Below are 24,475 nucleotides of genomic sequence, written 5' to 3' on the forward strand. Positions count from 1 at the left end.
TAACGAGTTCTAATCGCTAGCGCAGGGGGGCGAAGCTGGACCACACACCGTATTCGCGAGAAAGTGCACGGATCGTTCAGCAATTCTCTCCGTACGATGCGCTTGAGATCCGGACGGCGCCGGACAAGACCGCGCCTCATGTTCGGGAGGCATAGAACGCCTTGAAGTCCTCCGCCGGGACGGATTTGGAATAGAGCCAGCCTTGCGCGTATTGGACCCCGGCATCCCTCAGCAAGTGCTCTTGCTCTTGGGTTTCTACGCCTTCCGCTACAACGAAATGTCCGCGCACACGGATAAACGTGGAAATTTCCGCCAGGCGCTTCCCGCCCGAACGCGTGAGACTGTCCACGAACGCCTTGTCGAGCTTGATGACGGGAACCGGCTGCCGGGACAGCACGATGAAGTTGCTCTCGTCCAGGTTGACATCATCCATCGCTATCAAGCGATGCTCGCGCACGAGGTCTTTCAATTCCGCCAGTCCGAGCCGATCCGGCACACCTCTTTCGGTGATCTCCAGGATGATTTGCCGCTGGACATCTATCAGGGCCGCTTTGCGGGAGGCGTACTCCAGCCCTCCCCTGCCAAGGACTTCCGGGGGAACGTTGATGCCGACATGCGCGCTTCGATGTATGCGCAACCAGTCGCCCAGTTCCCTGGATACGGTGTCGATCACCCAATAAGTCAGCAGGCCGGAAATGGGGGTGTCTTCGACGACGGGTATGAAGTCTGCGGGATAGATGACTTCCGCACCTCGCCTCCATCGCACCAACGCTTCGCAACCGACGCAGCGCGCACGCTCTTGCAGCGCGATGGTCGGCAGGTACTCAAGGAAGAGCTCGTTGCGGGCAATCCCCTCGTGCACCGCGTCGGGCGTGATGTCGTCGCGTCCCACCATGGCTCCCCCGGTACCTGTCCTCTGGCGGGACTCTAACATGTGCTCCAGAGATCACCGGCGAGCACGCCTGCCATGTGCCTCCGGGCCGCCCGCCAAGGGGTCAACGCATGCTCGCCGTGAACAACGCAAATCCTTTATCGGCCACCTGCTGGACGATCGGCGCAGCATCGAGTCCGACAAAGTAAGTGCCTGAGGCGAGATCAATGCCCTGGAGAACGAGCTGGGCATCGATGAAATCAGATTCATTGGAAACCTTGGAAAATGCCACCGGGTTTCCCGTCTGGACAGCGGCAAACCGCCGGGCATGGGTGCTGCTTTGGTAGATGTCCACGAGCATGTAGACCTCCCGTTGCCGACCGGCACGGACAAACCCATCGTTTGTCAGCCTGGACCCGCCCGCTCTTCGCCACCCTCATCGGTATAAGGCATGCGGGTATGGCCGTAACGCACCAGAAGTACGGCCACGGCCAACAGGAGGATGGCGCCCGACTGCGCCAGGATGATCCAGGGCGATACCTCGCTGGTGTTGAGTATCAGATGCCGGGATATGGCGACCATGGCAATGTAAAGCGGTATACGGACCGGTAGCCGGCCCACTCGCCAATACACCGAGCTCATGGTGACCACTTCGAGGTAAATGAAGAGCAACAGCAGGTCGCTTACCCCAACGCGCCCGGAATGCCACATATCGGCAATTTCCTGCGTCCCCGCAAGCAACGCCGCCCCAAGGACGATCAACAGGCCGACACGCTCGATAACGGCAATGGCCTTGCTGCCCAACTGCTTGACGTCCAGCGATCGTGGGCCGGTCATGACGCCCTCGCTACGGAGTAAGTGTAGGCACATGCTATCGCACGGCTGGGTGCCGCGCGACGAAGGTGCGCCCATCGAACGAGGCGGCGGGCGCTTCCGTCTTCGGCGCATTCCATGGGTGGGTGAAGGGCCTGAACTTCCACGAACAACGGGGATGCCAGTGCACTCGCCGTTCGCCAGGCCGGCTGTGCGCCTGGCAGGTACAACGCATGTCTAAAGCAGGTGCAAACCTCCATCGCATTGCATGATGCTGCCGGTGGTGTAGCCATTTCCGATCAGGAAGGCGATGGCTTGTGCCACCTCGTCGGGTTGGCCGATGCGCCCCACCGGCAGTTCGCTGCCATGTTGCTCAAAGAAGGCTCGCCGGGCTGCTTCCGGCATGGCGCTCCACCAGGGTGTCTCGACGACACCAGGGGAAACGGCATTGACTCGCGACGGGGCCAGTTCGCGCGCAAGGATGGGCACCATGGCTTCGATCGCTGCGTTGATGGCAGCCAGGCCACTGGTGCCCGGGTTGGCGATCTGCGCGGAAATCGCGGTGACGAAGGTGATGCTGCCGCCCTGGCGCAGCACGGGCAACGCCGCCTGGGCGGCCTGCACATGTGGCCAGAACTTCGCCTCGAAGCCGCGTCGCAACGCAGCCAGGTCGAGTTCGTTGAACAGGCCGGCACCCTCGCCTCCGCTGAGTGCGATGACAAGATGGTCAATGGTTCCCGTGGTGTTGAAGAAACGGTCCAGGGCGCCGCGGTCGGCGCCGTCGAAGGCTTCGGTGTGGATTGCGCCGTCCAGGTCCGCGACTGCTGCACGGAGTTTTTCGCTGTCTCGCCCTGTTGCTATCACCTGGAAGCCCGTTCGGGCCAGGCGTTTGACCGTAGCCAGCCCGATGCCGGACGAGCCACCCAGCACGACCACCTTGCCGCCATCACCATTCATGGCCATCTCCTCCTCTTACGCCGCTGCTGCGGCCGATGGCGACATCGTGCATGCTAGGCACATCATCACTCAAATCGTTTACGGTCATGACATCCATCATTGACAATGATCTTCGGCGCTTTGACTTGAATCTGCTGTTGGTCTTTCGCGCCATCATGCAGGAGCGAAATGTGACCCGCGCGGCGGAACGGCTGTTCCTGGGTCAGCCCGCGGTAAGTGGTGCACTGAAGCGGCTTCGTGATGCTTTTGGCGACCCGTTGTTCGTGCGTGGCCGTGGCGGCATGGAGCCCACGCCCCGCGCGCTGGAGCTTTCCCAACAGGTTGATGCGCTGCTTATCGGCCTTCACCAGGCGATGCGGTCCGGCACCTCATTCGAACCGGGCAAGGTCACGCGAACCTTCCGGTTGGGCGCGTCCGAGCCGGTGGCCGTGACGCTATTCCCTTCCCTGCTGCAGGCGCTGGCCACGCTGGCGCCCGGGGTCAAGCTCATAACGGTGGATACCGATCGCCACCGTGCGGCTGGCATGCTTGAACGCAACGAAATCGAGCTTGCGCTTGGAGTGTTCGATACCGATGCGCCGTGGTTGCAGCAACGAGCCCTATTCGACTGGCATTTCGTGTGCATCTACAACCCGGCGCTGGTTCGCGCGCGGGGCAAGCATTTAGCCATGCGGGACTTTCTCGCCTATCCGCACGTGCTTACTTCGTTCAAAGGGGATCTGCACGGATTCATCGACGACCAGCTGGCCGCGCAGGGCAAGCAGCGGCGCGTGGTGTTTTCCAGTCCCCACTTCGCAACGCAACCCTTCATCGCGCGCGACAATGCCGTGGTGGTCACGGTGGCGGACTATATAGCGGACACCTGGGCTCGAAGCCTTGGCCTTCGGGTCAGCCCGTTGCCGTTCGATACGCCGACGCACCAGGTCAGCGCGCTATGGAAGACCGCGCACCAGGGCGATGCCGGCTTGTGTTGGCTCATCGAGCTGGTCGGGGACGTCGCGCGCAAGCGCTGAGGTTATGGCAGCGTATTGCTTCGAGCGCCGGAAAGAACGCACCCTGCCCTGTTCCCGTAACGCGCCAGTCGCTCGTCACGATGCCGCTTTTTCAAAAGCCACCGCGAACTGCTCGATGAGTCGACGCTGCTTGGCAGCGGTTGCCTGCAGCAGTACCGGATAGATGAAGCCGACCTGGAAGTTCAGCGAGAGCAGCAGTTCGACGAGCCCAGCGATATCGCGGTCCTCGCCGATCATGCCGGCCTGCTGGTAACGGACAAGGCGCTGGCGCAAGCCACGCTGAAGTTCGCGACGGACCGAGATGCGGGCAAGCTCCTCGCTGAAGGCCTCGTCGTGCATGGCCCGGGCAAGCGCAATGCGAATGGGGCCGGACTTCCGGACAAAGCTGTCCATCGCCTTGTGCATGAGTTCGCGCGCCTCGTCGTGCAGCGACGCACACAGCGGGCGTGCCATGAAATCCGCCAACCCGGGTTCCGCCTGCGCTTCGCGCATGACTGCGAGCAGCAGGCCCTCCTTGCCGTTGAAATAGCGCTGGATCAGCACCTCCGAGCAACCCGCGGCATCCGCGATGCCACGAGTGGTGGCGGCGTCGTAGCCTCTGTTGACGAACTCGGATTTGGCGGCCTCGATAAGGGCTGCCTCGGTGGAGGATCGATCCCGACGGCGCATGGAATTCCCGGGTGGCTTGAATAGCCGTCATTATCGCGCTTATTATGTATGTATGTACATACATACATGGTGAATGTGGTGAGACAGTGGATAGGCCGGCCCGCCCGGGCACCAGGCTTTCGATACCTTCCGGCGCGCGGCGCGGCTCTTGGCCTGCCTGTCGCCTCCCTGCTGATGCTGGCAGGCTGCGCTGCCGGCCCCGATTTCCAGAAGCCTCCAGCGCCCGCTGCGGACAGCTACGTCACGCCTGCCTCGGTGGCAGGCTCGCCCCGGCTCGCCGTCGGGGCAGACATCGAGCACGACTGGTTTCGCATCTTTGGCTCGAGCGTCACTGACGAGCTGATCCGCCGCGCCCTCGCCGCCAGTCCCACTCTGGAGGAAGCACAGGCACGCGTAACGCAGGCCCGGGAACAGTTGCGTGCGCAGCACGGCGCACTGCTGCCCAGCGTGGATGCCTCCCTGGGTGCCTCGCGCAGCCAGGGCAACGGCGCCGTGCTGGGCATCAGCAGCCCGGCCTACCGCTCGACATTCGGCCTTTACAGCACGGAACTGAGCGCCAGTTACGATCTTGACCTGGCAGGCGCGAACCGCCGCACGGTGGAGAGCGCCGCCGCCAAGCTGGACGCCGCCAACGCGCAATACCAGTCCGCGTACATCACATTGGAGGCCAATGTCGTGTCGTCGGCCATCACCGCCGCCGCACTCAACGACAAGATCGCTGCCACGCAGGCCATGGTCGACGCAGACAACCGCCGCCTGGCGATTTACGAGGCCCAGGTGCAGGCCGGAAGCATTGCCGGCCAGGCGGTGCTCCAGCTGCGTTCGCAAATGGCGAGCACCCGCGCGACGCTGGCGCCGCTACAACAGCAACTGGCCATGACAAGGAGCACGCTGGCCACCCTGCTTGGCGAGCCGGTAGGCGAGTTCCAGCTACCACCGCTGAGCCTGAAGGATTTTCGCCTGCCACCCGAGGTGCCGGTCAGTGTGCCATCGGAGCTCGCACGCCAGCGCCCCGACGTTCTCCTGGCCGAGGCCAACCTGCACGATGCCACCGCGCAGCTCGGCATGGCCACCGCCAACCTGTACCCACGGGTCACGCTCAGCGCGTCGTATGGCACGTCCACCAATACGGCCAGCGACATCTTCAAGCCCGGCTCGGTGATCTGGTCGCTGGGCGCCGGCCTCACGCAGCCGATCTTTGAAGGCGGCCGCCTGCGCGCCCAGCGCGATGCCGCCAAGGCAGCGCTGGACGCCTCGGCCGCCGACTATCGCAACACGGTACTCAGTGCCTTTGCCGATGTGTCCAACACCTTGCAGGCGTTGCAGAACGATGCGACGGCCATCCACGACCAGGACGAGGCGCTTGCCGCGGCCCAGGGTGCCATGGGCGTGGTCGATGCACAGGTGCGGCATGGCAGCGCCGCCCACTTCGACCTGCTTACCTCCCAGTCGCAACTACAGCTCACCCGCATCGCCAACATCGATGCGCACAGCCAGCAATTCCTGGATGTCGTCGGCCTGTACCGCAGCCTTGGCGGCGGCTGGTGGAGCGGCGCGCCTGGCGACCTGGCCGCAGCACCACCCACGGCACCGGCACCGGCGCAGACGCGCTGACCGCACACCTTGACCCCTCTTTCGAGCAACAACCTATGACGAACACCCACCCATCGAGCGGCGCCGACAAGGCCGCCGCGCCGGCCCGCGACCCGCAGACTGAAGACACGCAGCGCAAGCGCACCCGAAACCGCAGGCTGCTGCTTATCGGCACCATCGTCCTGGCCGGCACCCTCGCCTATGGCGCCTGGTGGTGGACCAACGCCCGCTGGTCGGAAGAGACCGACGATGCCTATGTCCAGGGCAATGCGGTGGCCATTACGCCCCAGGTAGACGGCACGGTGGTTTCCATCGCCGCCGACACCACCCAGCTGGTGCGCCAGGGCCAGCCCGTGGTGCAACTGGATACCACCGACGCGGATCTCGCGCTTCGTCAGTCCGAGGCCAATCTGGCGCAATCGGTCCGGCAGGTCCGGCAGTTGTTTCATCAGGTGACCGAGAATCGCCAGCTGGTCGCCGAGAAGCGCCAGGCACTGGATCAGGCGCGGCTGGATGACCAGCGCAACAAGGAATTGATGGCCCATCAGGGCGCATCCATCGAGCAGGTGCAGCACGGGCATACTGATGCGGTGAAAGCCCAGGCCGAATTGCGCCAGGCCGAGAGCCAGCTGAGTGCATCGCTTGCGGCGGTAGACAATGCCACACCCGAAACCCATCCGCAGGTGCTGCAGGCGGAGGCCGCCTTGCGCAACGCCTATGTCGCACGTCAGCGCACCACCATCGTCGCGCCGGTCACGGGCTACGTCGCCCAGCGCAGCGTGCAGATCGGACAGCGCGTGCATGACGGCACGCAGCTGCTGTCCATCGTTCCCGTGGAACAGATGTGGGTGGATGCCAACTTCAAGGAAACCCAGCTGCACGACGTGCGCATCGGACAGGCGGTGATGATGCACGCGGACCTGTATGGCGGAAGCGTCGACTTTCCTGGCAAGGTGGTGGGCATCGGGCTGGGCACGGGCAACGCGTTTTCCCTGCTGCCCGCACAGAATGCGACCGGCAACTGGATCAAGGTCGTGCAGCGCGTGCCGGTACGCGTCCAGCCTGACCTGGATGCGCTGAAGCAGCACCCCTTGCGCATCGGCCTGTCCATGGACGTGTCGATTTCCCTGCGCGACGGCTCGGGAGCCATGCTCGCGCAGCAGCCGGCCACGTCTTCCATGTACGACACCCGCGTATACGACCATGCGGAGCGCGGTGCCGAGGCGCTCATCAAGCGAATCCTTGCGGCCAACCTCGGCACTGACACCAGCATGGGCGTCGACGATGCCGCGGCGGTCACTGCAGCCTCCTCGCACTGACGGGTGACCCCACCATGCAATCCGCAACCCATTCCGGGGGCGGCCCCAGCTTCTGGCTGGTCGCCCCCACGGTCGCGATGGCCGCCTTCATGGAGGTGCTCGACATCTCCATCGCCAACGTTGCGCTCCAGCACATTGCCGGCAGCCTCTCGGCCAGCCAGGACGAAGCCACCTGGGTACTCACCTCCTACCTGGTGGCCAATGCCGTGGTGCTTCCAATCACCGGCTGGCTGTCGACCGTAATCGGCCGCAAGCGACTGTTCCTCACCTGCATCGGCATGTTCGGCATTGCATCGCTGATCTGTGGCGCCGCGCCCACGCTGGGCGCACTGGTGCTGTTTCGCGCGCTGCAGGGCTTGGCCGGTGGCGGCCTGCAGCCCATTGCGCAATCGATCCTGCAGGACGCCGCGCCGCCAGCGCAGCGTGGCATGGCCTTCGCTCTTTACGGTATCGCCGTGGTCTTCGCGCCAGCCATTGGCCCGACCCTGGGTGGATGGATCACCGACCATTTCAGCTGGCGCTGGGTGTTTCTCATCAACGTGCCGATCTCCGTCCTGCTCATGCTGCTGGCCGGCACCATCGTGCGCGACCCTGCCTATCTGACCGAAGAGCGCGAGAAGCGCCGCAAGAACGGCTTCCGCGTGGACGGCATCGGTTTCGCCCTGCTCGCGCTGGGCCTGGGCGCCATGCAGGTCGTGCTCGATCGTGGCCAGCAGAACGACTGGATGGCTTCGCCGCTGATCCTTTCCATGACGCTGACATCTGTCGTCGCGCTGCTGTGCTTTGTGGTGTGGGAGCTGGGCGAGAAGGATCCCATCGTCGATATCCGGCTGCTGGGCATCCGCAACTTCGCGATTGCGTTCGTGCTGATGTTTGCGCTGGGCTTCGTGCTACTGGCTACCACCCTGCTCATCCCGCAGCTGACCCAGACACTGATGGGCTACACCGCGACGGCGGCCGGCCTGGTGATCTCCCCCGGCGGCATCGTGCTGCTGCTTTGCATGCCGATCATCGGGCGACTGGTGACGATGATGGATCCACGCCTGATGATCGCCATCGGCTTTGCGGTGGGCGGTGCCGCCATGCTGCACATGACCAACCTCTACACCGATGTCGACGCCAAGACCATCGCCATCTACCGCATTTACCAGTCCCTTGGCCTGGCGTTCCTGTTCGTACCCATCAACACCATCGCCATGGGATCCGTGCCGCGCGGCCCGCGCATCGGCAATGCCACGGCACTAGTCAGCCTGGCACGAAACCTGGGTGGCAGCTTCGGCACTTCCCTGGTGACGACCCTGCTCGCCCGTCGTTCGCAACAACACCAGTCGACCCTGGTGTCGTATCTCTCCCCGGGATCGACCACCTACCAGGACACCGTGAACCAGTCGAGCCAGCTATTTGCTCAACATGGCATGGATGCCGTGCAAGCCAACCAGGCCGCCTTGCAGACGGTCGGCGGCACGCTGCAGCAGCAAGCCAGCCTGCTTGCCTACCTGGACAACTTCAAGGTGCTGGGCCTGATCTTCCTCACGCTGGTGCCGCTGGCCTTTTTCCTCAGGCGCATCCGCATGGAGGGCCAGCCAACGATGGCTCACTAGGCTCTTGCGGCATCAGGGATGAAACAATTCTCACTTCAAGACAAGGTGATAGCCGGGCCACGATTCGGTCCGGCGGGTGCGGGCAAGGTTTGTGAAATTCCGGTTGTCTCCTGACGGATCATTCCGGAGGTATCCCGGCCCGCCGCCACTCATGCCTGCATGGCTGGTGCACGAGGTGCGCGGGCTCCTCTGCCTGAGAAAGCAGGCCTGTTCGAATGACTGCCACAACGATGCGTCGTGGGACGACGGATGCGGCATTCCAAGGGCAAGCATCGAGGTGTAGCCGTCCGATGCATGTCTTTCATGCTTTCTCCACGCCTTTGCATGCTATTGGTTCCAGCCGGGGGTTTATTACGGGTGTGATTGTGATCGGCGAGCCGTCATTTGCCGTAGAACGGGAGCAAGCATCATGCGTCCTTGCACCACGGCGGATTCACGAGTATTTCGTGTCGTGTCGTACCAGCACCGGCCGCTACAGCTTTCGCTGAGCCTAACCGCCGCCCTCGCCTCCCTCCTGTCCGCGCAGCGCGTCCACGCGCAAAGCCCGACCAACCAATGGACGGGAAGCGTGAGTACCGATGTCACCAACGCCAACAATTGGACCGGTGGAAGTCCGCTAGCTGGCGGAAGTGACGTGGTAGTGAACGGCGGCCAGCCCAATACCGCGGTTTGGACCCTGAATGACCCTCTGGCCTCCGCACCCACGAGCAGCTGGTCCGTTCAGTCCCTGAGCATCGGTGATGGTTCGCTTTCTGGCGGGGCTGGCTTACTGACGATCAATGGCGACCGGAACGTCAGCAGCGACGCCTATGGCTACGGCAATCTCAGTTCCAGCGACACCGTCAATGTCGGCACGAATGGCGGAACCGGCGTGCTGACGCTCAACTTGCGGCCAGACCAATCCAAGCCAGGTACTGCGCTCTATTTTTTTAGTGCAGTGGGATTGTCGATCGGGCAAGGCCTGGGCAGCTCCGGTACGTTCAATGTATTGGGCTACGGCAAAAGCGTGCAGTCGCAGAACATGTCTTCCAGTGGAGCGGCAGCCGCCGGTTCGGTGAACATGACGGGCGTACCATTACTGGTGGGCAGCCAGGGTGGTGTGGGCGTGGTCAATATTTCGGATGGAGCCATTGGCTCGCTCTATGCCCCGGCATCCGGCCCGATCCTGAGCATCGGGGCCGGCGCAGGCAGTCACGGCACGATCAACGTGTTGTCCGGCGGAAAATTGAACATTGGTGCGATGACCGGCGACACCGGAACGCCCAATTACATTGGCTCCGGTGGCGGCACGGGAATACTGAATGTCTCGGGCGTCAACGCCATCGGCTATGCCAGCAATGCCAATTTCATGAACGGGCTTAGCATCGGATCCGGCCTGGGCAGCAATGGATCGATCAACGTCCTTTCGGGCGGAAAGATGCTGACTGCCTATGGAAACCTGGCAAGCTCACCCACGGGAGTGGTGGTGCCTGCCCAAGTGGGGCTGCAAGGTGGTTCCGGATCCGTGCTCGTCGACGGTGCCTCCGCCATCTGGTACGTCGCCGGCGGCACCAATTACTTCGGCACTCCCGCCACGGATGGTTCCCAGATCGGCAACCTGCAGGTCGGCATTGACGGAACCGGCAATGTCACTTTGTCCAATGGGGGCTTGCTGTCGCTCGGCACCGCCAACATCGCGACGGCCTACAACGACACCAACTACTGGTACCAGCTTGACTCATTCACCGGCGGTCTTGGCACGCTCTATCTCGGGACCACCAGCACAGGCAGCGGCACACTCAATATCGGCGCGCCGGCCGGCCAGGCGGCGCAAGCTCCTGGCACGCTAGATGCCGCGCAGATCGATCTGGGTCCAGGCAGCGCGTCCGTGGTGTTCAACCATACCGCCAGCAACTATGTGTTCTCCGTGCCGCTGGTGGGCACTGGCACCCTGGTCAGCTACAGCGGTACCACGTATCTGGAGCAGCCGACCGGACAGCCTACCGGCGCAGCCACCGGCAATAGCGGCTTCAGCGGCACCACTCAGCTGTATGGCGGTGCCTTGGGCTTGATGTACGACGGTGCGCTGGGCAGCAGTACGGTCGATGTACTCGGTAGTGGCGGCGGGCTGATCTACGGTAGCGGCACCCTCATCGGCAACCGCATCGACATCGCCGGCGGAGCCACGCTTACGGCCAGCAATGACAACGGCTCCGCGGCCACGCAAGGTGGCGTGATCTCGGGGGGCGGCGTGCTGCTCAAATCCGGCCCAGGAATGCTCGCACTCACCGGGGTCAACACCTACACGGGCGAAACCGACATCGAGGGTGGCACGCTCGCGCTGGTCGGCGATGGCAGCATTGCGCAATCAAGCCGTGTGCTGGACAACAGCATCTTCGATATCAGCGCCGCGAATGCCGACCCTTACATCATCAGCCTGGCTGGCAATGGCACGGTACACATGGGGGGCTCGCAACTCACCCTCACCAACGCCAACGATACCTTTGCCGGTAGTTTCATCGGCAGCGGTCCGCTCACCCTTGCAGCGGGAACCGAGGTACTCACCGGCAACAGCGGCGCTTATACCGGCAACACCACCGTCGCGGGTGGCGCGCTGTGGGTGAACGGCACGCTGGGGGCCGGCAGTACCACCGTCAGTGTGGACAACGGGGGCACCCTCGGCGGCAGCGGCACCGTGGGCGGCAACGTCAATGTCGCCAGCGGCGGTACCGTCGCGCCTGGCGCCGGCCAGCAGCAACCGGGGGCATTGACAGCAGGCGGCAGCCTTGCGTTGAGCGGCGGCTCGATGCTGGCCTACGACTTCGGCCAAGCCAATACGCCTGGCGGCACCTTCAATGATCTGCTCAACGTGGGCGGCAACCTGACGCTGGCCGGGACGATCAACATCACCGAGGCCGCCGGCGGTACGTTCGAGCCGGGCATCTACCGTGTCATCAACTACAACGGCAGCCTCACTGATCTGGGCCTGGCCATTGGCGTCACACCGGTGAGTGGGCTGGAAGTGCAAACGGCGATCCCGCAGCAGGTGAACCTGGTCTACTCGCAGCCTGGCGTGCCCTTGACCTTCTGGGACGGCGACGCCGGCCCCAAGAACAACGGCGTGATCGATGGCGGGAATGGCAGCTGGCAGGCCTCGGCCGGCAACAACAACTGGACCAACGCACAGGGCACTCCCAATGCCCCCTACGCCGACGGTGCCTTCGCGGTGTTCGCCGGCAATGCTGGCACAGTCACCATCGACAACAGCCTGGGCGCAGTTGCCGCTGCCGGGTTGCAATTCGCCACCAGCGGCTATGTGCTTCAGGGGGGCACGCTGACTCTCGTCGGCAGCGAGGCCTATGTTCGTGTCGGTGAGGGCCTGTCGCGCCAATTGCTGCCCAGCACTCCCATGGCCACCATCAATGCGTCGATCGCCGGCGGCGCGGAACTGATCAAGGACGACGTTGGCACCCTGGTACTGAGTGGTGTCAACACCTACACCGGAGGCACGCGCATCCAGGACGGCATACTGGAGGTGTCAGCCGATGACAACCTGGGCGCATCCACCGGCGCGGTAGTGCTGGCGGGAGGTACGCTGGAAAACTCGGCCAGCTTCAGCTCGGCTCGCACGGTGAACGTGGATACATCGGGCGAAATCACCACCGACAATGGCACCACTCTTACGCTCAGTGGCCCGCTGGGCGGCAGCGGCACCCTGGTGAAGAGCGGCGGCGGCACGCTGGACATTACCGGCAACGGCGGCTTCACCGGGCCGGCCCAGGTGACGGCTGGCGTGCTGTCGGTAGACGGCAGCATCCCCGGCGCGGCTGTCAGCCTGGCCAACGGTACGGCGCTGATCGGCAACGGCACGGTGGGCGCCACCACGTTGCAGACGGGCGCGACCATTGCGCCGGGGCACTCGATCGGCACCCTCACCGTACAGGGTAGCTATCAGCAGGCGGCGGGCGCCGTCTACCAGGTACAGCTCGATCCGACGTCTGCGAACGCGGACCTGATCCAGGTGAAGGGTGCGGCAACCCTGCAGCCCGGGGCGGCGCTGCAGGTATCGCGCATCAGCAACAATCCGTACACGCTGGGTACGCGCTACACCGTGCTCGACGCCAGCGGCGGCCTCAGCGGCACCTTTACCTTGGGTGGCGACCTTGCGGTGTCGCCGTTCGCGACCTTGCAGGACATCTACGACGCCGATCACGCCTATCTGCAGGTCAACCAGACCCGCTCACTGGGTGATGCAGCCTGCACGCGCAACCCACATGCCGCCGCGCTTGGGCTGCAATCCACCCAAGGCGGCAATGCCGCACTGAGCGCCATCGTGATGGACTCCACCAGCGACGCCGGCGCCTGCAGTGCACTGGGCCAGCTATCGGGCGAGGCCTATGCTTCGCTGCGTGGCATCTACCTTGACGACAGCCGATTCCTGCGCGAGGCGGTGAGTTACCGGCTGCGCGATGATGGCAGCGCGGCTGGCCCGGGTGCCAGCGGGGGCAACGACAGCAGCACAGCCAACGGCTTGTGGGCGCACGCGTTCGGATCCTGGGGCGACTACGACGCGCATGACGATACCGCCACACTCGACCGCGATATCGGTGGCGTGTTCGTCGGTGGCGACCGTGAGTTCGGCAGCCTGTGGCGAGTGGGTGTGGTTGGCGGCTACAGCCATACCACCTTCGATGCCGGCTCGCTCAACTCATCGGGCTCCAGTGACGATTACCACCTGGGCCTCTATACCGGCAACGACAGCGGTCCGTTCCGCTTCAATGGCGGCCTAGCCTATACCTGGCACGACGTATCGATGACGCGCCATCCGGCATTCGCCGGTTACGCGGCCACCCTGTCATCGGACTTCCACGCAGGCACCGCACAGGCCTGGGGTGAGATTGCCTACGACATGCCAGGGCGCGATGTCGACCTGCAACCATTCTTCAACGCGGCCTACGTGCGCCTGCGCGTAAACGGCTTCCAGGAGACGGGCGATGCTGCCACGGCCCTTTCCGGCCAAGGCGACCACAGCGCCAACACCTTCAGCACATTGGGCGCACGTCTTGTCGCTCCATTGAATTGGGGCTCTTCGTCGATCGAATTGCGTGTCAGCGCGGGGTGGCGGCATGTCTATGGGCAGCTTTCACCATCCCAGTTGCTGGCGTTCGCCGGAGGCGAACCTTTCGGCGTCGTGGGTGCCGCACTCGATCGCGATGCGCTTGCGGTCGACGTGGGGTTGGGCGGCCGGTTGGGTGACGGGCTTGATGGAGGGCTGAGCTACTCCGGCGTGCTCGGTAGCCATACCAGCGACAACGGAGTAAAGGCGTACGTGCGCTGGCAATTCTAGATCGCGAGGACGCAATGCATGCCAGATCGACAGTGGACGTTCCGAACGGCATCGCCCGGTACCATGCAAGCCCGAAGAGGTTTGCAGGCTTCGCCTGTGCACATCGAAACCAACGGATACCTCCTGCGCAGCGTCGTACCTGCTGACATAACCACAGGTGTTGTCGACTGGATCAACGACCAGACGATGCGAGAGGGTCTCAATCTCCCGCCTCTGGGGCTCAACCTGGATCGCACCCGTGCTTTCGTCGAGAGCTTTGATGGCCTTCGCCAGCATTTCATCGGCATATTCGATCCGAAAAGCAAGCTGATGATCGGCTTCTACACCATGGACGTGTCGCTGGAGCACCGAAGCGCCAACATCACCTGCGGCATCGGCGAGGCTTCCTATCGTGGCCGGCGCGTACTTTGGCACACCATCGATGCGCTTCTTGACCACTTTTTCACCTATCGGAACATCGACAAGATCACCGCCCGCGTTCTTTCCAGGAACATCCCGATGCTGTTCAACTTTGTCGACAACCCCCGCTTCGTATGGGAGGCGAAGTTGAAACGTGAGTGCCTGGGCGTAGACGGCAGTCGCCTGGACCTTTTGCTGTTCGCGGCGCATCGCGATGCCAGGCGCGAAGATGGCACGGCACCATGACGCCGACGCCGACGTGCAATTCAGTACTTGCCTTCCGCCCAGGCCACTTCACATCGCTGGTCGAAGCTCTCGACTATGCGGCCCAGGGCGAGACGGGCATCAATATCTATGATGGCCATGGCCGTATCGACGACACGGTCAGCTATGGCGGTCTGCGCCAGCACGCGAGGGCAGCCGCCGCAAAACTGTTGTCTAACGGCTTGCGGACGGGCCAACACGTTGCGCTCATCGCCGAAACCAGCATCTCTTTTCTCACCCTGTTCTACGCCTGCCAATATGCCGGCCTGGTGCCCTGCCCACTCCCTGTGAGACCCATCGCGGGAAGTCCGGAGAAATATGCCAGGCAACTTCACCGATTGATCCAGCATGCCCGTGCCTCGATGGTCTTGGCTCCCAGGCACTTTCTGCGGGACACTGAGCTCGCCACGCGAAATCTTTCGGTCCGCGCGTTGGATTTCGACCACCTGTTGGATGGGCCATCCGCCCCCTGGCCTGCCACGCCCGTCGTGCAACAGCCAATTGCCTATATCCAGTTCACCTCCGGGTCCACTGCGGAGCCCAAGGGCATCGTGATCACCCAGTCGGCGCTCATGGCCAACGCCACGGCCATCGCCGCCCATGGTTTGCGCATGCGCCCTGAAGACCGCGCCTTCTCGTGGTTACCGCTGTATCACGACATGGGCCTGGTCGGCTTTTCGGTAGTGGCATTGTGTGGCCAGCGCAGCGTGGACTACCTGTCACCCATGGGTTTTGCGGCCAGGCCTTTGCTGTGGCTACGTTTGATGTCGGCTTGCCGGAGCACCATCGTCTATGCCCCTGCCTTTGCCTGGCAACTGGCAGCGCGTCGCTATGATGGCCAGGCTGACATTGACTTGTCGTCGCTGCGCATCGCAGGACTCGGTGGAGACATGATTCAGGGCGATATCCTGCGGGAATGTCAGCGGCGGCTGGCTCCGACTGGCCTTCGTGCCGAGGCGATGCAGCCAAGCTACGGCATGGCTGAGGCCACCCTGGCCATATGCATGACCGATGCGGACGCGTTGCCGAGCATCGATCACGTGAAGCTGGCCCAGCAGGCTGGATGCACGATCAAGGCCATCGCCACCGGACCTGGCCATGCCACGAAAGATTTCGTCGGTGCCGGCCGCCCACTGCCAGGCATGGAACTCGAAGTGCGCGACACCGAGCGTGTGCCAGTCGATGAGGGCGTCATAGGCCACATCTGGGCACGAGGGCCGAGCGTCATGACGCAATACCTGGATGATTTCGCCAGGAACAGTCATGACGAGCGCGGCTTCCTTGATACCGGAGACGTTGGCTATCTTCGCAGTGGCGAACTGTTCGTCACCGGGCGTGCCAAAGACATGCTGAAGGTGAATGGCCGGAATATCTGGCTGCGGGACCTCGAATGGATCGCGGAGGGCGTCGCGCCACTCAAGGTCGGTGACGCGGCAGCTCTCGCCACGGGTGACGCGGGCCATGAAGCCTTGCTGCTGCTTGTCGAACACCGGCCTCCGGGGGAAGAGAAGCAGCGTGAACTCCGGGAAAAACTGGGGCGTGCCGTGATGCAGGCCCTGGGCATCCACATCGATGTGCTGTTGGTCAGACCGCGCAGCCTTCCGCACACCACCTCCGGAAAAATCGCACGAAAGGAACTTTGCGATATGTACGCCGCCGGCGAGTTCGATTGATCGCAGTCGCGGATACCACTTCGCCATGGAGCCAATGACGTGATTGCCCTTCAAAAAGCCAAGAAGATTCTGTCGGGAAGCCTGTTCATTCCCGTCGAGATGATTGGTGATGACGCGTCCCTGCAATCGATAAAGGAGCTTGACAGCATTTCATTCGCGACGATTGCGACGGAGCTTGAGGACCTTCTCGGCAAAAGCATTGACCCCGTCGACCTGATCAGCCTGCATACCGTTCGCGACCTTGCCGAACTCATCGACCGCTATCAATGATGCACCCGTCCGACATCTGCAACGCGCTGTATGTTTATGCCCGGGAGCACAACGGATGCAACGTTGAGATGGAACTCAATGGCATTCCCACGCTGCTGATTCAGCGCCACGAGGATGCCAATTACGTTTTGTGCCAGCGTGCCAGCAACTTTCGCAAGAACATGAGCTGGTTTCGCCAGACCCTCGGACGTTCGCGCTTCTCGGAGGATGGAGACGCCTGGGAGCTTCGGCGGAAGCTCAGCCACCACTACCTGACTCATTTCGATCGCGATAAAGCCATGCGATTGGCCAGCCGCTACGCGACGGAAGCAGCCCAGCGCATGATTTCGGCGAGCGCCGCCGGAGCCACTATTCTGGACGATGCGATTCTCAGGCAAATGACCGCATCGGTTCTGGTTGAGAATTTCTTCGATATTCCGCTATACGAGAGCGGCATCGATCTTGGCCATATCGCTGAACTTCTCGAGTATGGCGCCGCCTATTCCTTCGTGCCCACCGGTTACGCCGGGTCAGCTCCGCGCGACCTGCTTCGCCGACTGCCGTCGCTACGCCGCAGTGTGCTGGATGATCTGCGGGCATTTCGGGACGGTGGACTTTGCTCATCCCCTCTGCTGGACGACATGATCGCGGCGGATCGTAATCCGCATGTCGATGTCGTGCTTGAGCAAGAGCTTCTCTCGTTCCTTGCTGCCGGCTCGGAGACCTCTGCGGCCACTGCCGGCTGGGCGATCTATCTACTGGCCGCTCATCCTGAGATACAGCAGGAATTACGCGGGCAGGCCATGGCGCTGGCTTCTCGATTGGAAGAGTACGGATGGAGCGCCCTGGCGGAATTCACCGGTCTCTCTGCCCTGCTTTCCGAAGCGCTGCGGCTATATCCGCCCACGCCCATCATCGCCCGCCGGACTGTTGACCACGACCGCATCGACGGGCGGGACATCGCCCCGAACCAAGGCGTATTGATCTCGTTCGTCGGTATTCAGCACGATCGTCGATATCGAGAGGACCCGTGGGCGCTTGACATGAGTGACGACGCAAGTCGTGGAAACACGGCCGGCCTACGCAGCGCCTTCAGTCTCGGTCCGCGCATCTGTGGCGGCAAGCAGTTCGCCCGGGTGGAGCTCATGGCGATCCTTTTCACCTTGCTGCAAAACGCGCAATTCGAGCTTTCCTCATACGAACCGCCACGGTTTCACTGGAAGACCCAATTGCTTCGCCAGGGCGGACAGCCTGTCATAGCCAGCCGGCTTGGAAGTGCCGCCCCCGGTCGACGGATGCCCCATGAGATGCGCCGCGACGGCGACGCTGGTTAGGTTCGCGGTGGTTGGCCAAACAACTTCAGTGACGATATGGAAAGCGTCAGGTCGCGGACGGCCTTGCCCGCTAGTGAGGTCGTCTCGATCGGTGCCAACGAATGGATGGCGGCGCGGTCACGCTTCAACAGTGTGGCTGCGACATGGCGCAACGCCACGACCACCTGGGTCGGATCAGTGTTTTGGCAGGGACGAAGCGTGGACATGAGTACTTCTTGCTCTTACCAGCGATAGCGAAGCCCCAGGCTTCCGGCCACCGACCGACGCTGCCCGCCACCATCGGTCCCACCCACCGCCTTTTGGTAACCCACCTGCCCGTAGACCGCGAAGGAGGAGTTCACCGACGCGGTAAGGCCGCCATCCAACTCGACGCGTGACGCGCCCTGCAGCAACGGCACCTGATCGACGCCGTAGTCTGTAGTGCTTCGCCCGCCCCAGTCGTGCCAGAAATCCAGGCGGGCATACGGCTGCCAGACGACATCCGGACTCCGTCCTATCGTCCACTGGGCCCGTGTGCCGAGGCGGCCGGACGTGCCGGTCGTATTTCCCGGATCCACCGGTCCCTCGCCGTCATTGCGCTGGCCAAAGGCAATCCTCTGCCAGATGAACTGCAACTGGGGTTCCAGCGTAAAGCCCGATCGCTCGGCCAGCAGGAATGGATAGCCGCCCTCAATGGATGCCGCGAAACCATTGCCTGGCGTGGAAAGGTCTGCGTATTGGGTCGATGCATCGCCCGTGTAATGCGTGCCTTGCAGAACGCCATCGATGTACCAGTTTCCCGGGCCCACGTGCGTCCAGTAGCCGGCAAAGGCATAGCCGTTGAGCTGAACATCACCGGTACGTTCTCTGTCGTAGGCCAGCGCAGCGGGATCGGCCACCAGCCCTGTGACGCTCAGGTTGGCTCGCCCATAGGCGAAGTACAGGCCCGCCGTGTCGGCCTGCCCCTCGCCGCTCTCGCCGTGCCATACGTCGATGCCCACCTGGGCACCAAATATCTCACCCTTGGACTGCGGATCAACGAAGGCGAGATAGTGATTGGTGACATCCTGGCCGTAGATACGCCCCCATGCCGATTGGAATGGGCCATCCGGCGGCGGATCTGGCGATCCCTGCACCGTGTTGCCGATACGTTCGTGCATAGTGCCGATCGAGAGCAACCCCAACTGTCTGGCCGTGGGTTGCACAACGGAGTACGTCGCGATCTCGGGCCCCACCGTAGGGTATTCACCAGGTGGCAGCACCGCCGGCGGCGGATCCACCGGGAGCTCCTCCTCAGCCTCCTCTCCGGCACCCTCACCCGGCCCGGGCGTCGGCGTCACCGTCGTTGGTGGCTCGACCGGCGGCGGTGCTGGTGGCTCGCCACCGCCACCACCCGACTCGCTGCCGCCGGATCCGCCACCACTACTGCCGCCACCCGACTCACTGCCACCGAATCCACCACCACTGCCGCCGCTTCCGCCTCCACTACCACCGGATCCGCCACCAGTTGTCGGAGGCGGTGGTGGCGGTTCCGGTGGTGGCGTAGTCACGGCAACCGAGAAGCCGGACCGCAGATACCAGCTTTGAGGCGAGCTTGTATCCACGGAGCCTCGTTGAAGCGTGTAGTCGAATGCGCCTGCACGAATCTCACCCTCTTGCACGAACGCGCCCACTGCGGTGGCGGCACCGCTTACGGCCTCAATCACCAGGATGCCGTTACCCGTAGTCTCAGCTCCCGGACCTGCAGTGTTTTGCACGCGAACGTAGGTGGTGCCGGTCGCCGCTCCACCCACCAGTACCAGCCGGTCCGACGGCGAGCCATCCTCGCCGAGGTAGGTATTGAGGTCGAGGTAACTCGCCCCGCTACCGACGTAGTCAGCGGTCGTAATGGCTTTGTAACTTCCCCACTGGGTTGGATCACCGGAGGGATACGTGAAGTGGATCGTGCTCGCGCTGTTGGTGAGCGTCGACATGTTTGAGTCGGCGGTCACTTCCCAGTCCGAGCCATTCTGCATCGTGACTGCGCTCAGGCTACCCGTTGCCGACACAATCGCACCCGTGAACTGACTGGCGCTCGCTTCGAACGTCGTGTTCGATCCACTCCCGGTGCGCAACACAACGCCACCATTGAGCACTGCTTTGGCAGCGTCAAGCGTAATATCCGCAGTCGCGTTGCTGTCGACCTGAAAAGCATCATAGGTCGACTCGATGGTGGTGTCGTCCAGCTCTACGCGATTGGTTCCACTGCCGCTGATGAATACCCCGATGGTCCCCTGCCCGCCTTCGCGGTACGCATCGAAGTAACCGCCCTGCATATACAGGTAGCTGTTGTTCCTCACGATGGCGCCGTACGCGTTATTGGCGTCCAGCGTGATCATGGTGTTTAGCGCCTTGATCTCGGCACTGTCTTCGACAAGCATGCCTGTCTCGCCACCGCCATTCGATGTGAGGCTGATGGTGCTTGCATCCATCTCGATATAGCCGCCATTGGCGCTGTGCACGCCTACATTGCCACCACCGCCAATGTCCGCTGTCAACACAAACCCGTCAGACAGGATCTGGCTTCCAGCGCCCGTCGCCCATATGACGTGTGCGCCGCCACCCGCTCCCGGAATATTGAACTCCGTACCATCGTTCAAGTGGATGACGCCACCGTTCTCCGCCTTGATCGCCGTACTGCTTCCCGGCATGTCAGCGATCAGGCCGTCGGTGGTGATGGATGCCCCGGCGCCAAGCGTATACAGTCCTATGATGCCGCCGCCACCATACGCTTCGTTGATGCGCGAAGGGCCGAGCGTGGCATCCTTGCCAAGGTTGATGGCTGCCCCCGCGTTGGCCTGGATGGCGTTGCCGTAGAGCACCGTATCCGTAATTGCGTTTCCGTTGATCGTGCCAGCGTCGGCCAGAATGCGATTGGTGGAGGTGCCCGCCGGGATCGTGCACGCGCCATTGCCGCTATTTCCGTACCCGTCCGGATACAGGATCTGGGGGCAGACCTGCTGGGCCAGAACCATCGCGGGCACACCCGCAGCCAGCGCGGGAGCCAGCAAGAGGAGCCTTCGCCGTCGCATACTCTACTCCGGGTAGCATTCAGCGTTACTGTCCCATTGGACCGGTCAAGATGACGTCGACACCCGAGTCTCACACCTGGTATCGGCGGACAATCCATCTGATCTCATCAAGCGGTGCGCCGGTGTGCGGGGGCATGGCCCACGCCAAGAGTCCATCACCAAAGGCGGGCAAAGCGCCCCTGCCTCGATGTTGAAGTCGAAGCACCGAACGGCACAGCGCGTGACCGCATGCATCCAGCCCGAGAGAGGCGGATAATTCCGGCGGCCATTTCTCGGATGCGACACCGCAGATGGGTCAGGCTGTGTGAACAGACGCAAAGCCGCGCCTGTGGCGGCGCGGAATGTCGTCAGCGCCCTTGCTCTACCCTCGTTAACTTGCCATCGAGTTTGGTGGGCCGGGTTTGGCGGGACGCCTTACCGATCTTGGCCTGATTGACGAATATCGACTCTATCCTCCATCCCATAGCACTCGGCCGGGGCTGGCCTTGCTTCGCGGAGCCGGGGTCGCCGCTCCGCCTCGTGTCCAGCGAATTGATCTGCGAGGACGTGATTAGGCCGACGTATATTCCTGCCTGGAGTGGCGCTCAGGATGAGCGATGCTCGGAATCACAGGAAGCGCTTCCGCCGCGTGGACGATGACTTTGAATCAGCTCACTGTTGAATGCAGGAAATTGCTCATGCCAGAGCAGGAGGCGAGTCTCCTCGTTCTGGCCAAGAGCTCCCTTATTCGAGGAGGGATAGCGTGAACAAGAAGACCGTACTCATTACCGGATCATCCACGGGGTTTGGCCATGCGGCGGCCAAGCTCTTCGCCGACAACGACTGGAATGTCGCCGCCACCATGAGGAACATTGCGGCCGCTGGAGACCTCGCCGATCGCGACAATGTGTTGGTGGCCAAGCTGGACGTGACCGATCCCTCGAGCATCGATCAGGCCATCAAGGCCACCATCGAACACTTCGGCAAGATCGATGCCGTCATCAACAACGCAGGGTACGGGCAGTACGGGATATTCGAAACGATCCCGCCGGAACGCATCCAGGCCAACTTCGACGTCAATGTATTCGGCGTCATGAACGTCATACGGGCGATCGTACCGATCTTCCGCAAGCAAAAAGAGGGGCTCATCCTCAACGTCAGCTCGGTCGGCGGCCTGGTCGGACTGCCCTCCATCTCGATATACCTTTCGACCAAGTTCGCCCTGGAGGGATTCACTGAGTGCCTGTCCTACGAGCTCGCATCCCAGAACATCGTCGTGAAGATCGTCGAGCCCGGCGGAGGCGACACCGCTTTTCACGCGCGCTCGTCCGAACTGAATACTGGCGACCATGGCCTCGATAGCTATGCCCCCTTCCTGGAAAGGGCCAATGCCGCCCTGGGCAAGCTGGCCAAGGGCATGGCTAGTGCAGAAAGCATCGCTGCAGTGATTTACGGCGCTGTCACTGATGGCACGAAGAGATTGCGTTACTTCGCAGGAAACGACGTGAAACACCTGGTCGACGCACGCCGAAAGCTGAGTGACGAAGACTACGAAAGCTACATGCGCTCACAGTTCGGATAAAGCGGGCGATCGAATCCTGACCCGGACAAGGATTGCATTGCGCGAACACATTCGTGCGGCATGTGTGCCTGCGATCGCCTCGACGAATGAGTTGCCCGCGTTGCTGCGGCTGGTCATGGTGACCCTCGTTGCACACATCCCCGCTGATGTCGCGCCGGTCGTTCTGCGCAGACTTTCACTCCCGGGTGTTTTGCCGACGCGCTTGAAGAAATGGCCACGACAGCAATGGATCGCTGTAGGCACTTTTTCCAGGCGGCGGCTTGCGAATGGCCGGGCAGGATGGTCAATTTGGCATGGATTAGGCCCTGGCGCTACGCTCGATATGTCGATGTGCATAGCAATCATGGTCAATGGCCTGAGCCAGATGGACGCGTAAACTCACCAACCGCTTGTGTTGCACGCACCATCGAACCTGGTTTCGCCGAGTGTGGTTTGAGCGCCCTGCCCGAATCTGCGTGCATGTGGAATTCAGTGCCACGCCCCAGGCCTGACGCCGCACTCCACTCGGCCGACTCGCAAAGGAGTGTTCATGATGCCCGTGACATACGATGCGTTCGCCGCTCGCTTCGCGAACGCCGCCGTTGCGTGTTTTGCGGCCTTTGCCGTTGGCCTCGCGGTAATGCACGTGCTGAGACCCGACTATGCACCGTCGGCCCACATGATCAGCGACTATGCCGTCGGCCCCTGGGGCAGCGTCATGACGACCGCATTCGCCAGCATGGGCCTCGGATGCCTGATGCTTGGCCTGGCCCTCGTGACCAGCCACACGAAGTCCGTGGCGGCGTGGCTGGCGGCAGTCATGTTCGTCATCGCGTCGGCGGGGTCCGTCGTCACCGCGACTTTCCCGACCGACCTGCCGGGTGCGCCGTCGACCACATCTGGTGATATCCATGCCATGAGCTTCTACGTCAATGTCGCGTGCCTTGTGCTGGCCGCCGCCACGCTTGCCGTCATTGCATCCCATGACTCCCGCTGGCGCGCATATCGACGGGGATGCGCCGTCTATGCGTTGCTGCTCGCCCTGGCATTGGTCTTACAGCTCAAGACCCTGCATCGTGGCATGCCGTTCGGTCTGGCGAACAGGCTTTTCGTCGTCATCATGATCTGCTGGCTGCTGTTCATCACGATAAGGCTGCGTCAGATCACTCTTCCATCCAGGCCACTACGTGGCGATGACACTTGACCCATGGGGTGCACAAGCCTGGGCGGAATTGCATGCATCAAGATTCACCACGAGGCATGTCGCCGGGCTCAATGCGCCACGACCAATGTGACAAACCTAACCAGGAGGGTTTTCGCATGAATACGTTGCTGCGACAGGCGGGCATCATTTTCTTGGCGGCTCTCGCCCTTCTCTTCATGCCGGTCATCCACGCCGATAGCAACAGTCGTGATGCCGACGCGGCACGCTCGACCATTACGGCCATGGAGCGCGCGTGGAACGAGCACGACATGGATGCCTTCGCGAAGCTGTTTGCCGAAGATGCCGATTTCGTCAACGTCGAGGGTACCCGATGGCGCGGTCGCCCAGCCATCAAGGAGGCGACCACGTTTGTACACTCGACGATCTTCAAGAAAAGCCGGTTGACTGTTGATGACACGACGGTCAGGCAACTTGGTCGGGATGTCATTGTGACGAGATCCACGTGGCATCTTGTGGGTCAAACCACAATGAAGGGAGATCCCGTGCCGGACCGCACCGGCATCCTCACCAATGTTCTGGTTCGGTCTGGCGCCGGCTGGCTGATCTCGGTGACCCAGAACACTGACATTGTCCGATGAT

Annotated in this window: 19 protein-coding genes; 12 read left to right on the top strand and 7 right to left on the bottom strand. The window is 62.6% G+C overall.

All coding sequences use genetic code 11. The features are described from left to right. Positions 1-136: 136 nt before the first annotated feature. The 4 genes from DVU99_RS13460 to DVU99_RS13475 form a co-directional block, all read right to left on the bottom strand. Positions 137-895, bottom strand: coding sequence for an EAL domain-containing protein (locus DVU99_RS13460; RefSeq protein ID WP_157971440.1), 759 nt, complete (start codon positions 893-895; stop codon positions 137-139). 100 nt (positions 896-995) lie between these two features. After that, entirely contained in the window at positions 996-1,232 is a 237-nt protein-coding gene (locus DVU99_RS13465) for a hypothetical protein (protein WP_114240740.1), read from the bottom strand. A gap of 44 nt (positions 1,233-1,276) precedes the next feature. Then, positions 1,277-1,708, bottom strand: coding sequence for a phosphate-starvation-inducible protein PsiE (locus DVU99_RS13470; RefSeq protein WP_114240787.1), 432 nt, complete (start codon positions 1,706-1,708; stop codon positions 1,277-1,279). Between the two features lie 213 nt (positions 1,709-1,921). After that, positions 1,922-2,641, bottom strand: a complete 720-nt coding sequence (locus DVU99_RS13475) for an SDR family oxidoreductase (protein ID WP_114240741.1) — start codon at positions 2,639-2,641, stop codon at positions 1,922-1,924. Between the two features lie 86 nt (positions 2,642-2,727). Between DVU99_RS13475 and DVU99_RS13480 the strand changes: the two genes are divergently transcribed. After that, positions 2,728-3,654, top strand: coding sequence for a LysR family transcriptional regulator (locus tag DVU99_RS13480; RefSeq protein WP_114240742.1), 927 nt, complete (start codon positions 2,728-2,730; stop codon positions 3,652-3,654). Between the two features lie 75 nt (positions 3,655-3,729). On the opposite strand, the gene DVU99_RS13485 is transcribed toward DVU99_RS13480, so the two are convergent. Then, positions 3,730-4,323, bottom strand: a complete 594-nt coding sequence (locus DVU99_RS13485) for a TetR/AcrR family transcriptional regulator (protein ID WP_114240743.1) — start codon at positions 4,321-4,323, stop codon at positions 3,730-3,732. Positions 4,324-4,497: 174 nt separating this feature from the next. On the opposite strand from DVU99_RS13485, the gene DVU99_RS13490 reads away from it, so the two are divergent. The 8 genes from DVU99_RS13490 to DVU99_RS13525 all read left to right on the top strand — a co-directional run bounded on the left by DVU99_RS13490 (position 4,498) and on the right by DVU99_RS13525 (position 18,081). Then, positions 4,498-5,937 carry an efflux transporter outer membrane subunit gene (locus DVU99_RS13490; protein ID WP_198670317.1) on the top strand — a complete coding sequence of 480 codons (1,440 nt, stop codon included), beginning with the start codon at positions 4,498-4,500 and terminating at the stop codon, positions 5,935-5,937. A 35-nt stretch (positions 5,938-5,972) separates the two neighbouring features. Beyond that, positions 5,973-7,235, top strand: coding sequence for an efflux RND transporter periplasmic adaptor subunit (locus DVU99_RS13495; RefSeq protein WP_114240745.1), 1,263 nt, complete (start codon positions 5,973-5,975; stop codon positions 7,233-7,235). A 14-nt stretch (positions 7,236-7,249) separates the two neighbouring features. Next, a complete protein-coding gene (locus tag DVU99_RS13500; RefSeq protein ID WP_114240746.1) occupies positions 7,250-8,836 on the top strand; it encodes a DHA2 family efflux MFS transporter permease subunit in 1,587 nt (528 codons plus the stop codon). A 568-nt stretch (positions 8,837-9,404) separates the two neighbouring features. Beyond that, complete coding sequence (locus tag DVU99_RS13505) at positions 9,405-14,162, top strand: autotransporter domain-containing protein (RefSeq protein WP_198670318.1); 4,758 nt, start codon at positions 9,405-9,407, stop codon at positions 14,160-14,162. Positions 14,163-14,258: 96 nt separating this feature from the next. Beyond that, entirely contained in the window at positions 14,259-14,807 is a 549-nt protein-coding gene (locus DVU99_RS13510) for a GNAT family N-acetyltransferase (protein WP_198670319.1), read from the top strand. Continuing rightward, entirely contained in the window at positions 14,804-16,498 is a 1,695-nt protein-coding gene (locus DVU99_RS13515; RefSeq protein WP_114240749.1) for an AMP-binding protein, read from the top strand. The genes DVU99_RS13510 and DVU99_RS13515 overlap by 4 nt, the downstream gene beginning before the upstream one ends. 39 nt (positions 16,499-16,537) lie before the next feature. Next, positions 16,538-16,768, top strand: a complete 231-nt coding sequence (locus tag DVU99_RS13520; RefSeq protein ID WP_114240750.1) for an acyl carrier protein — start codon at positions 16,538-16,540, stop codon at positions 16,766-16,768. Continuing rightward, the gene (locus tag DVU99_RS13525; RefSeq protein WP_114240751.1) at positions 16,765-18,081 is read left to right on the top strand and encodes a cytochrome P450; all 1,317 of its coding nucleotides are present in this window, start codon (positions 16,765-16,767) and stop codon (positions 18,079-18,081) included. Before DVU99_RS13520 ends, DVU99_RS13525 begins: the two co-directional genes overlap by 4 nt. Here DVU99_RS13525 and DVU99_RS13530 read toward each other — a convergent pair. Together DVU99_RS13530 and DVU99_RS13535 are read right to left on the bottom strand one after the other, a co-directional pair. Further along, positions 18,078-18,287, bottom strand: coding sequence for a hypothetical protein (locus DVU99_RS13530; protein ID WP_114240752.1), 210 nt, complete (start codon positions 18,285-18,287; stop codon positions 18,078-18,080). The genes DVU99_RS13525 and DVU99_RS13530 overlap by 4 nt on opposite strands. A gap of 15 nt (positions 18,288-18,302) precedes the next feature. Continuing rightward, a complete protein-coding gene (locus DVU99_RS13535) occupies positions 18,303-21,110 on the bottom strand; it encodes an autotransporter outer membrane beta-barrel domain-containing protein (protein ID WP_157971442.1) in 2,808 nt (935 codons plus the stop codon). 763 nt (positions 21,111-21,873) lie between these two features. Here DVU99_RS13535 and DVU99_RS13545 point away from each other — a divergent pair. The 3 genes from DVU99_RS13545 (at position 21,874) to DVU99_RS13555 (ending at position 24,474) form a co-directional block, all read left to right on the top strand. Further along, on the top strand, positions 21,874-22,692 hold the full coding sequence (locus tag DVU99_RS13545) for an SDR family oxidoreductase (protein WP_198670320.1): 819 nt from the start codon (positions 21,874-21,876) through the stop codon (positions 22,690-22,692). 529 nt (positions 22,693-23,221) lie between these two features. Beyond that, positions 23,222-23,875: a DUF998 domain-containing protein gene (locus DVU99_RS13550; RefSeq protein ID WP_114240755.1), complete on the top strand. Its 654-nt coding sequence runs from the start codon at positions 23,222-23,224 to the stop codon at positions 23,873-23,875. Positions 23,876-23,991: 116 nt separating this feature from the next. Next, positions 23,992-24,474 (top strand): SgcJ/EcaC family oxidoreductase, encoded by a 483-nt coding sequence (locus DVU99_RS13555; RefSeq protein ID WP_157971443.1) that lies wholly within the window; start codon positions 23,992-23,994, stop codon positions 24,472-24,474. Position 24,475 lies beyond the last annotated feature (1 nt).

Source organism: Dyella sp. C9 (genome assembly GCF_003332825.1).
GTDB lineage: Bacteria > Pseudomonadota > Gammaproteobacteria > Xanthomonadales > Rhodanobacteraceae > Dyella.